The sequence below is a fragment of the Thermodesulfobacteriota bacterium genome, from assembly GCA_036397855.1.
Lineage (GTDB): Bacteria > Desulfobacterota_D > UBA1144 > Nemesobacterales > CSP1-2 > DASWID01.
In genome coordinates, this window is record DASWID010000067.1 from 34,272 (window position 1) to 50,269 (window position 15,998).

The 15,998-nt window shown below is 40.2% G+C and carries 13 protein-coding genes; 4 read left to right on the plus strand and 9 right to left on the minus strand.

What is annotated here, in order from left to right:
• Positions 1–71: 71 nt before the first annotated feature.
• The 3 genes from VGA95_05245 to VGA95_05255 all read right to left on the minus strand — a co-directional run bounded on the left by VGA95_05245 (position 72) and on the right by VGA95_05255 (position 3,291).
• Positions 72–989, minus strand: coding sequence for a hypothetical protein (locus VGA95_05245; protein ID HEX9665950.1), 918 nt, complete (start codon positions 987–989; stop codon positions 72–74).
• Between the two features lie 219 nt (positions 990–1,208).
• Positions 1,209–2,615 (minus strand): H(+)/Cl(-) exchange transporter ClcA, encoded by a 1,407-nt coding sequence (gene clcA / locus VGA95_05250; GenBank protein HEX9665951.1) that lies wholly within the window; start codon positions 2,613–2,615, stop codon positions 1,209–1,211.
• A gap of 187 nt (positions 2,616–2,802) precedes the next feature.
• Positions 2,803–3,291, minus strand: a complete 489-nt coding sequence (locus VGA95_05255) for a gluconokinase (protein HEX9665952.1) — start codon at positions 3,289–3,291, stop codon at positions 2,803–2,805.
• A 908-nt stretch (positions 3,292–4,199) separates the two neighbouring features.
• On the opposite strand from VGA95_05255, the gene VGA95_05260 reads away from it, so the two are divergent.
• Entirely contained in the window at positions 4,200–5,162 is a 963-nt protein-coding gene (locus VGA95_05260) for a DUF1152 domain-containing protein (protein HEX9665953.1), read from the plus strand.
• Here the strand turns inward: VGA95_05260 and VGA95_05265 are convergent.
• Positions 5,157–5,423 (minus strand): hypothetical protein, encoded by a 267-nt coding sequence (locus VGA95_05265; GenBank protein HEX9665954.1) that lies wholly within the window; start codon positions 5,421–5,423, stop codon positions 5,157–5,159. The genes VGA95_05260 and VGA95_05265 overlap by 6 nt on opposite strands.
• A 513-nt stretch (positions 5,424–5,936) precedes the next feature.
• On the opposite strand from VGA95_05265, the gene VGA95_05270 reads away from it, so the two are divergent.
• Positions 5,937–6,356, plus strand: a complete 420-nt coding sequence (locus VGA95_05270; GenBank protein HEX9665955.1) for a hypothetical protein — start codon at positions 5,937–5,939, stop codon at positions 6,354–6,356.
• Between the two features lie 546 nt (positions 6,357–6,902).
• Here VGA95_05270 and VGA95_05275 read toward each other — a convergent pair.
• The 4 genes from VGA95_05275 to VGA95_05290 form a co-directional block, all read right to left on the minus strand.
• Positions 6,903–7,253 (minus strand): DUF3147 family protein, encoded by a 351-nt coding sequence (locus VGA95_05275; protein HEX9665956.1) that lies wholly within the window; start codon positions 7,251–7,253, stop codon positions 6,903–6,905.
• A gap of 147 nt (positions 7,254–7,400) precedes the next feature.
• Positions 7,401–8,177, minus strand: coding sequence for an ADP-ribosylglycohydrolase family protein (locus VGA95_05280; GenBank protein HEX9665957.1), 777 nt, complete (start codon positions 8,175–8,177; stop codon positions 7,401–7,403).
• A gap of 40 nt (positions 8,178–8,217) precedes the next feature.
• Positions 8,218–8,646, minus strand: a complete 429-nt coding sequence (locus VGA95_05285) for a PPOX class F420-dependent oxidoreductase (GenBank protein ID HEX9665958.1) — start codon at positions 8,644–8,646, stop codon at positions 8,218–8,220.
• A gap of 371 nt (positions 8,647–9,017) precedes the next feature.
• The gene (locus VGA95_05290; GenBank protein HEX9665959.1) at positions 9,018–9,377 is read right to left on the minus strand and encodes an RNA-binding protein; all 360 of its coding nucleotides are present in this window, start codon (positions 9,375–9,377) and stop codon (positions 9,018–9,020) included.
• 255 nt (positions 9,378–9,632) lie between these two features.
• Here VGA95_05290 and VGA95_05295 point away from each other — a divergent pair, with 255 nt between their 5' ends.
• Together VGA95_05295 and VGA95_05300 are read left to right on the plus strand one after the other, a co-directional pair.
• On the plus strand, positions 9,633–13,883 hold the full coding sequence (locus VGA95_05295) for an isocitrate lyase/phosphoenolpyruvate mutase family protein (protein ID HEX9665960.1): 4,251 nt from the start codon (positions 9,633–9,635) through the stop codon (positions 13,881–13,883).
• Positions 13,884–14,463: 580 nt separating this feature from the next.
• Positions 14,464–15,792 (plus strand): hemolysin family protein, encoded by a 1,329-nt coding sequence (locus tag VGA95_05300; GenBank protein ID HEX9665961.1) that lies wholly within the window; start codon positions 14,464–14,466, stop codon positions 15,790–15,792.
• 62 nt (positions 15,793–15,854) lie between these two features.
• Here VGA95_05300 and VGA95_05305 read toward each other — a convergent pair whose 3' ends face one another.
• Positions 15,855–15,989 (minus strand): helix-turn-helix domain-containing protein, encoded by a 135-nt coding sequence (locus tag VGA95_05305; protein ID HEX9665962.1) that lies wholly within the window; start codon positions 15,987–15,989, stop codon positions 15,855–15,857.
• Positions 15,990–15,998 lie beyond the last annotated feature (9 nt).

Here is a 15,998-nt window from a genome sequence, read left to right on the forward strand (position 1 = left end):
CACAGACTTTACATTAGAGTTGGAACAGCAGCCCGAATTGCAATTCTGCCTAGGGAATCAATAAAACTTTCCTACTCTTCGGGACCCTTGTCTTTGTTATCTGTTACGTTCGGCTGAGACCTAGAACCACCCAATACAGTAATAACATCTTTACTTGTATCGGCCCGCGTCTCATTCTCAGAGCTATCATTGTTGACACTGGTCTCATTTTTTGTGCCATCATTTTCAAAGGTAAGTTCTATTTCAGGTTCAGTATTATTGCTGTTACCGTCTAAAGCATTATCAGAGGTTTCGCTAGTCGATGATACCATTAGTTCAGATTCATTGTATGACCCTCCAGTGACTGATGATGCAAAACTAGCTGTATCGTTTTGCATTCCGCCAGATACTGCGGAGAATTCTCCACCGGCTATGTTAAGCAGGCCGCCCGACACCGAGGAATACTCTCCATTGGCCACATTTAAAAACCCTCCGGTAACTGTTGAAAAACTATTTCCTATAGTATTTCTGTAACCGGCTACAAAACCTCCCGCGCTGCCATATGAATGACCGGATCCTACGATGAGATTGTGTGAACCGTCTCTGACTGGAGGAGGATAAAATAAGCCCGCCTCATCGCCAATCTCATTATAACCGATAATAAGATTTCCCAAACCGTCAACCATACTTGTGGAAGATCTTTTATTGCGTACATGAACATTCACTCCTTCGAAAATCAAATTTGGTCCCCTAACCCCTTCCATAGTTCCAGGAACTAGCCTCACGTATCCTTTCAAATTACGAAAAGTACCCAGGTCTGCATTCAATGAATTCAACTCTTCCTGGAGCTTTGATATCGTGTTATAGGCTTCCTCTAATTGTTTCTGCTGGGTTAAGATTTTTTCCTCAAGCTTACTAACCCGTTTCTCCAGACTCTGACCGTAACTGATAATTGGACAAATAATGACCAACGAAAATACCAAATTAAGAAATAGGAACTTATTATTCATGATCATGTTATTACTCCTGTTTTTCAGAACCGGTTGCCTTTCGTCTAAAATTAAATATTCTATTAAGCTAAATATATCACATTGTTAGATCATATATGTAATGGGAAAATCAATTATTACACTATTAAATTGCTAGTTTAACATCGTTTATCCTTGTAAGTATATTATATCAATATAAATCATGTCAATACTTCTATCATTTCAGCTCTAAATATCCTACTACCCCTCTTTAACCTGGTTAGTCTTTGATTTGGCCAGTTTCAGGGTTCGATGTAAAAGAATTGTGTATATTGGTCTTCCTCCCAAGCCCTGGGCAACTATGGTAGCCGACATGCAAGTCAAGATAAGGGGCAGAATTTGTGAATAATTCAGTGTCATCTCGATAGTCAATGCAATTCCTGTTAAAGGGGCTCGAACGGTGGCAGAAAATAGCGCACCCATTCCCGCAACGGCAAAAATTTCCGGATGTAAGACGTGAGCCGGAAATAGCTCATGAGTGAAATGGCCAAACCACAGACCGAAAAGTGTCCCTAAAGCAAGCATCGGTGCAAAAATGCCACCGGGGGCTCCGGAACCATAACTGAAAGCCGTAGTTCCAAATCTGGCTATAAACAGGACCAAGAGGGTCATTACTGGAAATGTGTTCTGAATCGCCTTAGGTATTACATCGTAACCCCCTCCTATTGTGTTGGGAAAGAGCCATCCCAAAAGACCTATAATTGCACCAACAATAAGCCCTGTAAACATATATAACCAGCCACGCAATCCTGCGAAGAAGTTGAGTGATACGATCAATAAGTGGTTAAATAGATATCCAAAAAGTCCAAAGATGGCGCCAAAAATAAGGAAAACCCAGAGAGAAGACAATGCTGGGGATGGATATTGAGGCATCACTATGTCCGGCCCTTGCCCCATTAGACTACGAAGAACTATGTCAGACATCGCTGAAGCAACCATAACGGATTGAAACGAAAGAAAGGTGAATTTAAAGTGGGGTCGCATCTCCTCTATAACAAAAAGGATACCAGCAAAAGGCGCATTGAATGCGGCCGCAAGGCCGGCACCGGCTCCCGCTGCTACCAATATATGTAGTTCATCCTTAGGCACCTTAAACAGATCCCCCATCATCTTTCCTATATTACCACCCATCTGTATTGTTGGACCTTCTCTACCTAGAACCATGCCTCCGCCCAGCGCAAATATCCCTCCAAGAAACTTTATCGGAAGAACACGTTTCCAACGGAGAGGCCTTTCCTCGTCCAATGCTCCTTCTATTTCTTGAACACCGCTTCCGCTAGTTTCCGGTGCAAAATTTCGAACTATAAGCAGGGCAACATAAACCATTACCGCCGATAATAAAATCGGGAGACCCCAAGCTATGAAATCATAATTTTCAGCCCAGCCTATAAGCGATATCCTCCACCTTGTGATTTCGATCAATATGATTTGAAATACAGCGCCAACTAATCCAGCAAGGCTCCCAACCAGAAGGGCCCAAAAGAGTACAGGGGTATTCCTCTTTTCCGCCTCGAGGAATCTCTTTAAGGCTCGTCGTCCCTTATCAGGTTGAGTAGATGAATCATATGTTAGTGATTGCGCGGATTTATTATTGTATATATCTGGCATGGGGATCCTCCAATCCTCCTTTTAAACCACATCAAGACTCGATTGTTCAGTAAGATAAACGAAAATCACAATCGTAGTTACCATTATAAATCGATGGTCGGGCCTAAGACAAGTAAATAAATACAATGTTCACAAATGGTTACAAAGCCATTAACCACTTATAACAAAATAATAGATAATTCTATGACTATAATAGTTCTAATTTTTCAATTATGGAATCGGCTATGACTTCGGGGCGCTTTGAAATATCTGCAGTAATTACACCTTCGGGTTCCTCGAGTGTTCTTAGTTGACTTTCAAGTAGTTGAGTTCCGGCGAAATGTCCTTTGCGCGAAGCCAGCCGTTTGGAAATTGTATTCTTATCGCCCTTTAAATAAACGAATATTATCTGTTCTTTGCTTTGTTTTAAGAATTCGCGATAAGAATTTTTTAAAGCAGAACAAGCAATAATAGATGGTTCATTACCATTCAAAGAAGAGTTAATCAAGTTACGAATCTCATTAAGCCAGGGCCGCCTCTCTTCATCATCCAACGGTATGCCATTTCGCATCTTTTCTATGTTGGCTACCGGGTGGTAATCGTCTGCGTCATAGAATTTCCAGCCGAGTTTTTCTGCGAGCATTTTCCCAATAGTTGTTTTACCGGTTCCTTCTACACCCATTATAATGATGACCATGTCATGTATCCCAAAACTCTTTTCTTAATATTTTATAACTCTCAATATAAGCTTTAGTATTGAAGAGCAAATATTATCATTAGCATTAAATTCAAAATCTGCTAACGTGATTGTACACCAAAATCTTAGTTGTTTGCACTCGTCTCAATTACCATCATCAAATAATTACAGCAATGACCGGTGAACATTAGAATTTTTTCTATCGATCCATCCAAGGTTATCTCCTTTTAGTTTCAGTATGAATTAATAGTCGAAAAGTTCGTATTTATCTTTAACCATTGATAGGCATTGTTCAATTTTGAATCCTTTCTTGATTCTACTAAATCTAATATTTCAAAATACAAATATCAAAAGGCAGATATGATGGTAAGTTAAATTCGGCAGAATTATAATTCCAACGTTTTACTTTAGGAAAATTATTTTAGCAGGCCTGAACTCAATGCAGAGTAACAGAATTCTATCCCTAATTGTTTGTGTTTATTTAATCAGCTGCGGGGTCGAATACAAGGCTCCCGATTTGGGCAATTTATATACTCGACCCGCAATGGAGTCACACAGATACAGTAATCCCGTGATTGTAATTCCGGGCAACCTAGACTCCAATCACCTATTGTATGGTCAAATGTCACGTTTCTTTTTCCGACCATCTAGGTATTACGAAGGACCCTGCATTCACCGATCATATACTCTTTTTGCTCCTCGAAAAGCCGAAGTCCCGATTCAATATCAGTTTGATTACATTCCCAAATATAGATCTGAAAAGACAAATATTCTTAAAAATCCAGCACCCTTGATAATGTTAATCATTTATTTAATTATCGAGAGACAAGGGTATAATACTTGCCTTATCTTAACTCACTATTAACAATATGTAATTTTAAGAGAGGTTCAGAACTTAAAGAGCGGAATTGAGCAAAACTAGAACATTAGAGGCAATTCTTAAGAGCTCTAGAAGGGCTATACTTCTAGGTATCGGTGGTGGTGGAGACATTGTTGGTACGATTCCTACTGCAAAATTACTGGAAAACTTCGGAGTTGGACATGTTATGGGCGGCCTTTCCTGGGAAAGATCTGTAATAGATCCTGTTCCCGGCCCTAGGAAATTCAATGAAACTAGGAATGCCAGGAAGATAAACGATACAGTTTGGTATTCAAACCATAAAACAACTACAAGCACTGGCGTGAAATTCGCCGAGTCCAGGATATCGGAAATTTACGGTAAGGAAACATTGTTAGTTGATGTTAACTATGGCGTGAAAGAAGTTGTTAATGGACTATTAGATGCTGCTGAAAAGCTAGATGCAGATTTGATAGTTGGGATTGACGTTGGTGGTGACGCCATTGCATTTGGAAATGAGCCAGGGATTATGAGCCCACTCGCGGATGCAATAATGACCGCCTCACTTTCAGAACTAGAAAAAAGAATAGATACCATCATGGGAGTTTTTGGATTTGGCTGCGACGGTGAACTCACCATGCCTGAACTAGAAAAATCTATTAGAAAAATAGCGAAGGAGGGAGGTCTTCTCGGAAGCTGGGGTATCACACATGAAACACTGAAAGAACTCGAGAAGGTAGTTGAAATTGTGCCTACCGAAGCTAGCCGTCTGCCTGTAGAAGCTGCAAAGGGAATATTTGATAGAACTACCATCAGAAGCGGCAGGCGAAGTGTATCCCTATCCATTATTTCCACCATCACCTTCTATTTAACTCCTAGTGTTGTCTTTGAGAAAATATCGAAACCGGCCAGGACCGTCTCTGAATGTAGAAGCCTTGCTGAAGCAAACGAGGCTCTTCACAAATTAGGCCTTAAAACCGAACTCGACTACGAGTTGGAGAGATTATGTTATGGGTCAGGTCCTATATTATGAGTATCTATCAACAAAAAAATTAGCGTAATAGCTAGGCCAGTCTGCACCCGGTGCTATCAAAGACATCTCCTTATCAGCCGATACGATTAAGTAGATAAGTTCGCTCTTTGTGAATTTGGCATTTAGCAATTTTCCGAGTTTATTTAATAGATAACCTGCATACCAAAGAGGCCATTCAGGATCTGTGCCGTCCGTTTTAATAAAAGCCTCATGATGAGCCTTTCCAGCTTCTCGAAACAGGGCCTCTATTTTATACAGCAAATTCTCTTCAGTCAGGTATCTATGCCTCCGATCAATTTAAGATGCAGAATCTTAGACCTCCACAACTTCTATATCAGAGGATTAAAAATACTTTCAACATTGAGAAATTTTCAAGAAAGTTGTTCAGTCCATCACGTTTCGTACATACCAATCGGACATATTGACGATATAAAACAATTTAAGGTCTCCTTGGCGAAGACCTCATCTTATAATTGTAGGAATCTTTGTAGGGATAGTCAATGGGAAAATGGGTTTTATTGGAGATTTCATCTCTTGAAGATTTTCATAGTTAGATGGGGGTAGAAAAATATGAATTGTTTACTGTTAATTTCCTTCGCATTGATGAGGCGAGTTAATTAGCAGATGCGTAATTTATCAATGGGCATACTCTCAATGTTCAATAATCGCAATATAATTAGGATTTATATTATTTTGCATTTGCGAAGAAAATCCTTGACAAATCGTTGAGAGTTGTTATATTAAGCTTAAAATAAATTATTTAGGAGGCCATAAATGGCAGAGAAAAAGGAAACTCAAAGATCCAAGGACGTTACGAATCCGGTAAAAGAGCTTACCGGTCTCGTGAAAGAAAGTTGCCTGAACGGCTTTGAATTTGCCGTATCCCTCTGGGAAGAAAATGTCAAGTCTTTGAATAGCCAGGTTGATTATTTGATAAATGCTGAAAAGGATTATGTAAAATCCTTGAAGGAATTCTATTCAAACCTACCAAAGGAAGTTAATCCTTTTGGAAATGGGAATTCAAAGGCTTTAGATGACGGAGTTGACCGTATCGTAGCTTTTCAGAAGGAATATATAAATGCTGTAAGAAGCATGTCTGATAAGCTTACAAGGGAAACACGTGATCTTACGCATAAAAATGTTGAGAAGGCTTTTTCGTTATTCGACGATTATCTGAACTCATTCAGAGTATAATCAGAATTCGAAAATATCTGTAGGGATAAAGAGTAGCGTCTGCATCTCGCAGGCGAATCATTTCAAGGGTAATCTTACAAGGATGGACCCCAAGTAACCAAATGGATGTCGGCGCTACTGTTGTCTGTTGAATTTAATCGAGCACACAAATCGCGATTATAAGAGGAAGTTATATAGTCGATAGAATCGTTGATGATCAGATAGCGGTTCGTTCCATAAATCTGTATCTTAAGAATACTATTGTAAAGAAGGCTTAAATATCTTCTCCCGTAAATTAACGCTCATATTCTCGAGCTAAAAGATTAGAGAGCAAAATATCGATCAAGAATCCATAATTTATTTCTAATTTCTTTGTCTTGATGCGGAATAGATACTGACCTATCGTCAGGACATGGTTAAGCATGATTAATATAGTTATATTCTTAAGGCAATTTTTGGAATGCCGATTGATACTATTTAGTTCTAGATGGAATTATGAAAAAGAGGATTAAGATTGAAATCCGGAAATCTTGTCCGTTAATTACATGACATCTACAGTAGTGACAATCAAAAGTTTATATTTAATCTTTTTAAGACGGAAATCATTGTGAAATATAGTGAAGCCATAATTGCACACGAAATTATGAGGCTTGCATAAAAGTTAACTTTGGATTTAAGTAGAAGCGGCAGTGCTATAAAAAGTGACAAAGAAGGGATTACCAGCCAAAAAATACTGGTCGAGAGTTCGGATATCTTTTCCACACTTTTCGTATCGATATAAAGCCAAATGAAGGCGAGGATAGAAATCATAGGGAGCGAAGCAAGAATTCCACCGAGAAGCGAACTACGCTTCGATACCTCAGAGATCGCAACAACCAAAATTGCTGTGATAAGAACTTTAACGATGTAATAAAGCATTTGATCAGTAGTTATTCTAACATCATATAAGCTCAAAGAAGTAATAATATGTTCTTACGAAAAATTAACTTTTCAGGACTTCTGTAACCAGGACATCACTTTAAAAATGCATATCCCTTGAGATTAGTGTCTTTTAAAAAGGCTGTATCATCTTTTTAGATGATATTTTGAATTAAATCTGTCTAGGATCGATAAAAACTCATCGGGCAATCTTTCTCTTACCTTTGAGACTATCTCTTCCGGAATATACTTGTAAAATGCATGAGCAATACCTCCGGCTATGCAAGCTATCGTGTCGCTATCACCTCCCAGTGAAATACCGTTCCTAATTGCGTCTTCAAAATCTTCAGACTCTAAAAAAGCTATAATCGATTCCGGGACAGACCCCTGACATGAAACGTCGAAACTATAATGGGGTCTGATTTCGTCTAAACTGCGGTTCAAGTCATAACCAAGCCTGTTGCTGACTTCTTGTCTAATCTCTCCCTTATCCCGTCCTTCTTTTGCAAGGAATACGGCAAGTGCCGTAGCCTGAGCACCTTTCACACCTTCGGGATGATTATGCGTAATTTCGGCACTCCTCTTAGCTTCTCTCAATACTTCATCAACAGTGTTACAGGCAAATCCTATGGGGCTTACCCTCATGGCGGAGCCATTCCCCCAGCTATTGTAAGGTCTACTCTCATGAGAGAATATCCAGTCGTAAAAGCTCATGCCATAACCAGCATCAGGGTATTTCCTTCCGAAGGTTTTTAATGATGTAGAATAATCTACGTGATTTATGATAGAATGAGCGACTGCTACCGTTAATACCGTATCGTCTGTAAATCTTGAGCGAGGCGAAAAAAGGGGGAAATCGGTGGTCTTTATAGGTCTACTCTCAAAGACAGAACCGATTATATCGCCTGCTATTGCTCCTAACAAGATTTTTCATTCTCCGTTTACAGTATATTAATTACCTTTACTACCAGGCAGCTACATCTTTGTAGGCAATGATTTTACTTGGCTTAACCCTGACCAGTAACTCACCAGGAACAGCGTTTCGTTTACCAAAGGCCTCGGCTTGATCGTCACCCATGTATCTCCCGCCAATACGAGTAGCCCAGTACAACATTTCTTTCAGGTCTTCTGAAAAGGTAGCTATTCCCTCAATTTGAACAAAGGCATATGGTGGGGTTTGATCATCAACGGTTAAACCTACCCTTGGATCACGCCTCATATTCTTCGCTTTAACTGAATCTCCACCAGTTGTAAAAACTATATTCCCATTATGAAGATCAAACCAGATGGGAACTACATGCGGACTACCATCCTTCTTTACGGTCGCAATCTTCAGAGTTTTCGTTCCTATTAACATAAATTCTCTGTATTCATTTTTGGTCATTTCTTGCATATTATCGATAACCTCCCTGGGGAGGTATATTAAACACTAATTCGAGATTTGGTGATTATTAAGATCATAACAAATTATATATCTTTAGATTCTCGGTCTCGGTAAAAATATAATACTGCACGTTCGATGTTCTAATAACAGTTCTTATAGGAAGGAATTTTGACGATTTCCGCTAGGTCACTAATTTTATAGAATATTTGATGCTCAGCAGTATTTAATAAATTGAGATGGAAATTCACCATCTCGGTGCTCTTGAGGCAATGAATTGAGTCTAACCAACCTGAGAGGCTAGTTAGTTTTTCAAGCCGCCCTTGAGCGATTATTTAGACGTAGCCCTATATGATATAGCGAGAACTATTGTTGACAGTTAATTAATATCGACGGCCGCCTCCTCTGCCTCCTCCTCCTCCTCCCTTGCCAAAGCCTCCTCTGCCTCCTCCTCCCTTGCCAAAGCCTCCTCTGCCTCCTCGGTCACCAACACGTTTTTCTGTGCGTGGACGGGCTTCATTTACATTAATTGCTCTTCCTTTTAACTCTTTCCCATTTAGGGCACTGATAGCAGCTTGAGCCTCCTGCAAAGATGGCATCTCGACGAATCCAAATCCTTTTGATTCTCCAGTATACTTATCTTTTATGATAGAGGTTGACGTGACCTGCCCAAATTCTTCGAAAGCGGACCGTAAGTCCGCTTCAGTGACCTCATATGATAAATTTCCTACATAAATATTCATTCGTATCTCCTTATACAACAGTTTCTAAGTTTAAATTTGCATAACTATTATATGTGATTTTATCTATAACTACTAGTTTCGGCTGAAAATAGTATTAATGAGTCAGCATCAAAGATTCGATGTTTGCAAACAAACTCCTCATAACATACACTTAATAACAAGATTATTTGGCAATAATCGGTATAATCTGTATAATTATTGGCCTTATTATTCAAAGTCAGAAAAATGATACAAGACAAGTGAGGAGAACAGGTGATGAGTATCGTTCGTAAAACAAATAATCGATCCTTTAAGGTCATCAGCGGGTATGGAAAATTAGAAATTCGCGATGATCTCGAGAATTCCTACCCTGATGTATATACCCCTGATGTTATGACCGCTTTGGCATCATTGGCTAGATTTAATTGGGATCAAAAGATAGTCATGGCAAAAAGAATCGATAGAAGGGCAGAACGAGCTCGAAATAGAGAGAGAATTAAGTTTTTGGATCCGAATGACTACATTCCTCGAACGAACATCGAGGTGCAAGACGCAAGAGACGGGAAGTTCGTTGGTTCAGAGATTCCAAAAGATTTACAGCGACAGTGGATTCAGGGTACAGGCCCCGCTGCAAAACCAAACTCTCCGACCGGAAAAAGCATACGGAATGTCGCGTATGCATTACTCTCGGGCGCTGATGGCTGGATGTTTGATGGGGAAGATGCCTTGGGACAAATTACATCCATGTCGTTAGACAATCAAAGAAACCTAAAATTGGCAATACAAAAAGATCCAATTTTTTTGGAGGTGGCTGAGCAGGTTGCAAAGGAGATGAACGAATGGTCATCGGGATTTTTCGAGAGAGAGATCATAAAAGATTGGGAGAAGCAATTAAACTTTACGACAAAGATATTCCGCTGCCGGGGATTACATTTAGACGATAGACATATCCGTGATGAAAATGGTGTGGCCCTTTCAGCGTCAATCGTCGATATGACACTTTATGTTGTAAACAACTATAAGAATTTAATGAAATCGGGTTCCTCCATAGTATTGTATCTGCCTAAAATCCAGACTGCTGAGGAAGCGGCGCTTTGGAATGAAATGATGTCAGCTCTTGAACAATATCTTGACCTCCCTGTTGGCACAATCAAAGTCTATGTTCTTGTTGAACAACTTGAAGCAACATTTCAGTTGATGGAGATTAGGGCTGCTTTAGGCAAACATTTCGTTGGATTTAATACAGGAAGATGGGATTACATTAATAGCGTCGCTGATGCTATGGCCTGGGACATAGATTTTATGAATCCCAACATTGAATCCATTACAATGACCTATGGTTACATGAGAAATTACGAAGATAGGGTGCGGAGGGCTGTAAACACACCCGATATTAATGGGAATTTTGCGCTTTGGCAGGGTGGAATGGAGCCCAACATTCCTGTGGGTTCGAAAGAAGGCGTTACCAGCGGTATGAAGAAAGCAGTTGAGGGTGCCGTGCGTGAACAGAAAGAAGGTGCAAGTGGTAAATGGGTAGCACATTGGAGGATGGTTCATATTATTCGACCAGTTTGGGAAAAGGTTGGTGAGGACAACCAACTTGGTAGACCTTTCCCCCCTCTAACCTATACTCAGGAGGACTCAGATGGTCTGACGCTTCTTGAACCAGCACCCAGAACGATTAGGGGAGCTCGAAATCTTTTGAGCGTTGGTTTGCAATATGGAAATGCATTTGGTCAGGGATTTCAGGCAGCAGCGCTAAAGCCAGCTGACTTTTTCAGTAATGATGACATATTGTATCTGATGGAAGATATGGCCACAGGAGAAATTCGTCTCAGCATCTTGTGGGAATGGATTCACAAAAGTGCGAAACTAACCGAAGACGATTCGGAAACGGGGTTAAAAGCGGGAGACGTTTTTACAGTCGATATATTTTGGAGGTTGGTAGCAGAAGAATACGAAAAACTTCAAAATGCAAAAGATAAAGATGTTCACGACGATTCAAAGGGAACAACCTTACCGATCGCCAGGGAGATTGTTGAAACCTACGTTTTAGATGAAGTCAAAGCCCCCTGGTATATCGATTTATTGAATATTAATCTAAATAATCATGATTTATCTGAAGCTAAAAGGAGAATTAGACAGTATACGGAGACATTTAAAGAAGATGGCACCAGGATTACCGAGAATTTAGATTTTATCCCTACTAGAAAAACTGAAACCATTTCAGAAGACGAAATGGAATCATTTGAAAAAGAGGTTCTCGAGACCAAGAAATGGTTCAAGATCCCTCGCTTCAGAGGAATCACCCGCCTTTATTCAGCCCGTCAAGTTGTGCAGCAGCGTGGGACGATTGAAACTGATTACCCGATTGCAAGAAATGCATCTGAAGAATTCCATAGTCTTTTAAGGGAATTGTTCTCAAGACGAGAGCAGATTACAACATTTGGTCCATATTCTCCTGGGCAAGTAGTTATGCTGAAGCGGGCAGGTATAGCGGGGATTTACTTAGGGGGCTGGGCAACTTCTGCCAAAGGATCGACAACCGAGGATCCAGGTCCAGATTTAGCAAGTTACCCGCTCAGTCAGGTGCCGGATGAGGCAGCTACACTTGTTCGAGCCCTCCTTTCTGCAGATAAGAATCAGAAATTCATCAGATCCAGAATGACAGACAAGGAACGAAAGACCACTCCAAAATTTGATTACAGGCCTTTTATAATTGCAGATGCCGATACAGGACATGGGGGTGATGCTCATGTCAGAAACCTGATCAGGAGATTTGTAGAAGCGGGTGTCGCAGGTTACCACATCGAAGATCAAAAACCAGGCACAAAGAAATGTGGGCATCAGGGCGGTAAGGTTCTCGTACCTGTTGATGAACAAATCAAAAGGCTGAATGCCGCACGATTCCAACTTGATGTTATGAAGGTACCGGGAATCATTGTTGCTCGAACCGACGCTGAAGCAGCCGCATTACTAGATAAAAGAGGTGATGAACGGGATCATGCTTTTATTCTAGGTGCTACAAAAACAAATCTGCCTGGTTATAAGAATTGTTATCTTGCAATTTTGAAAATTTTTAATGAGAAGGGAATAAAAGATGTTAATGGTCACTTTCTATACAGAATATCCGATTTCGAATATGAAGAGGCGTACGAGTGGTTTAAGCAGGTGGGATTAATGTCATACATAGATGAAAACGTACAAGCTTTAAAGGATGGCAGGGAAAGGAGCATCACCAAGCCATTGGATAATGTTGCGACCAAGTTCGTCGAAACATGGGAAGTCGAATCAGGGCTTAAGACATTCGGGGAAGCAGTAGCAGATTTGATGGATTTTCAAATCGAAGAAGGAAGGCAACATGATTTGACAATTGACGAATGGCTAGAATTTGCTAAGAAGGTTTCATTTCATGAAGCCCGTGAAAAAGCCAGGTCAATGGGCATAGAAGCTTCGTGGGATTGTGAATTGTCTAGAACACCCGAGGGTTATTATCAGATCCAGGGTGGAGTCGAGTATGCGATAGCAAAATCACTTGCTGTAGCCCCTTTTGCTGACATCCTCTGGATGGAGACAAAAACGGCTGATTTAGCCGATGCGACAGAATTTGCGGAAGCTATCCACAGTGTATATCCAGATAAGATGTTGGCCTACAATTTGTCACCTTCATTTAATTGGGACACAACGGGAATGAGCGATGACGAAATGGTAAACTTCCCCAAAGAGTTGGGGAAGCTCGGGTTTGTCTTTAACTTCATCACATATGGAGGTCATCAAATAGACGGACTGGCGGCTGAAGAATTTGCAAGTGCTTTACTAGAAGATGGGATGCTTGCACTGGCCCGCTTACAACGAAAGTTCAGGTTACTCGATTCACCCTATAAGACACCTCAAACCTATGTTGGTGGACCTCGTGCCGATGGTGCCCTTATGGCTACTTCCGGACGCACCGCAACAACCAAGGCTATGGGAAAGGGATCCACACAGTATCAGCATTTGGTCCAGACAGAGGTTCCACCCAAACTTCTGGAAGGTTGGCTTGAGCATTGGGCGGAACACTATAAAATTGCAGGGGCCTTGCGCGTTGAACTACGGCCGCACAAAGCCGGCTCGGATTTATTGGAATTGACTATTCTAGATGAATCAAAAAATAAGATGGCTAATGCGGTGTTTGCATCAATACAGGATCTCAGAGGCAAGAATATTCTTTCTGTTAGAGATCAAAATACATTTAATGAGGATTTCCGTAAAAAGCGTTTAATGACATTAATCCATTTATTTTTGATTCATCGGTATAAGAGTGATTCGGTACATTATGTTAACCCCACCGATGATAATCAGAAGCAAACAAAGGGCATGAAAGCTTTAGGCATTTATGACGAGGTCAACACTGAAATAGGTGATATTATTGTAGCTGGAGTCAATACTGACCGCGTAAAAGAGCTGCTTAATCCTGACCTGATCGAACTAAAAAACCTTATTACAAAAAGATCAAAAGCGAAGAGACCGAAAATAAAGAAGAATTGAGAATCGTGCGGGCACCTTACAATGCATAGCGCAGCCGTTTGGCTTTTTATAAATGCGTAATAAATAAATGATATATTATTAAGTAAAAGGCAGATCTTTTTTTAAAGTTTTGAGAGTACTCGGAATTGGAGTTATCCCTTATTTCCCACACTCATTAGTTTCGTGTGAGTTTGCATAGTCGATTTGTGTCAACTACTAAATTGGTTATATCTGGTAAATGTATTTATTTTGGGGTCGTTATTTGGTTCATTCCTTCGATTTCCGCAAAGATACCTTATGAGTTAATTCGACCATTTGATATCATTTAATGATATTGCTAGCGATTTATAATATGTTGTAAATTTAATAAGTTAGCCTGAGTAAATACTGTTTAGAATGAATGTCAAGGAAATTTCAGTGAGTATGATTTTTAAAGTTTATAAAATATCTATAGGGTCTCTAAAGGTAAGAATTTCCACGGATTGATGCTACACTATTGAAATGTGACCATCTTTTCATTCATTATTTTCAGTTGAATATTTAGATTTATATTTTTTGAAAACCATGAATTCATTTCATTGGGTGAGGATATAGGAGTAAGATGTTCTGGAAAATATTTTTAGTTTTTTTACTAGTTGCCGCGAATGGATTTTTTGTCGCTGCCGAATTTGCTCTCGTAAAGCTTAGAATTCAAGAAATAAAAATCTTAGCGCGTAAGGGAAGTAAGACCGCTAAGCTTGTAGAGAAGATTGTTGCGAATTTAGATGCCTATCTATCGGCTTGTCAGCTTGGGATTACCCTTGCCAGTTTAGGTTTGGGTTGGGTTGGCGAACCGTTAGTCGCGAGATCGATTGAACCTGCTTTTAACTCCCTGGGTATTCCAGAAGACAGGGTACATCTTGTAGCTTTCCCGATTGCTTTTATCATAATTACCCTGCTGCACATTACACTTGGTGAGCAGGTGCCCAAGATTTTAGCCATAAAGAAGTATAAGCGGACCGCGCTTACGATATCAATGCCATTGGCCATTTTTTATAAGATTTTCAAACCATTTATTTGGGTCCTCAACACAATAAGTAATTTGATGCTGAGGGTAATTGGCATCCAGATCACCTCGGAGCACGGTGAAGTACATACGGAGGATGAGGTAAGGGCAATCCTACTTGAATCAGCAGCAGTGGGTCACCTCACTCTAGGGGAACGGCTGATCATGGAAAATGTGCTGGATTTAGAAAATAAAATTGCTCGTCGATATATGCTACCCAGGGACCAGATCATTTATCTGGATAAGAATGATACAATGGAGGAAAAGCTACGAATTGCGTCAGAGTCTGGCCACACCCGCTTGCCTCTATGCGATGGTGATCTTGATCATATTATTGGAATTGTACATGTTAAGGATATCTTCCAGACTCTTGCAAGGAAGCAGGAGCTTAAAGCTCTCGTCGATGTTGCTCGCAAACCTACTTTTCTTCCAGAAACGTTTGCACTCGATGCATTACTTCGCGAGTTTCAAAAAAAACACACAGCTTTGGCCATTCTTGTTGATGAATACGGGGTTGTATCAGGAATGATTACGCTTGAAAATGTGCTTGAGGAACTGGTAGGTCCAATACAGGATGAGTTTGATAGTGAAGCTCCATCAATAATGAAGATAGGAGCTGACAGCTTTGAGGTTGATGCTGCTTGCACCGTTGACGAAATTGAAAAAAAACTGGAAATTGAATTATCTGATTCAAATGCCGATACGATTGGAGGGGTGCTGATTGAAATGTTGGGTCATATACCCACAGTGAATGAGAGCGCTGTATTGGGGGAGCATGAGGTCACCGTGCTAGAGGCTGATCCGACAAGGGTACGTAGAGTCCGGATTAGAAGGTTAAGACGTGATGAAATCGCAGAGGTCTCAGATGGAGAAAAGCGTGCGTGACATCAATAATCCTTGAAAAATAAATAAAAGAACGGCGTCAGGTCTTGCAATCACGCATCATTTTATAAATTTTCATAACTCCTTACTGTCCTACTCACAGTCGAATAATGAACCCCAAAATACTTACCTATCTCCTTCATTGTATAACGTCCATATAAATATGCTTGTGCCATAGCCTCTTTTTTATCCTTGCTCATTTCATAATA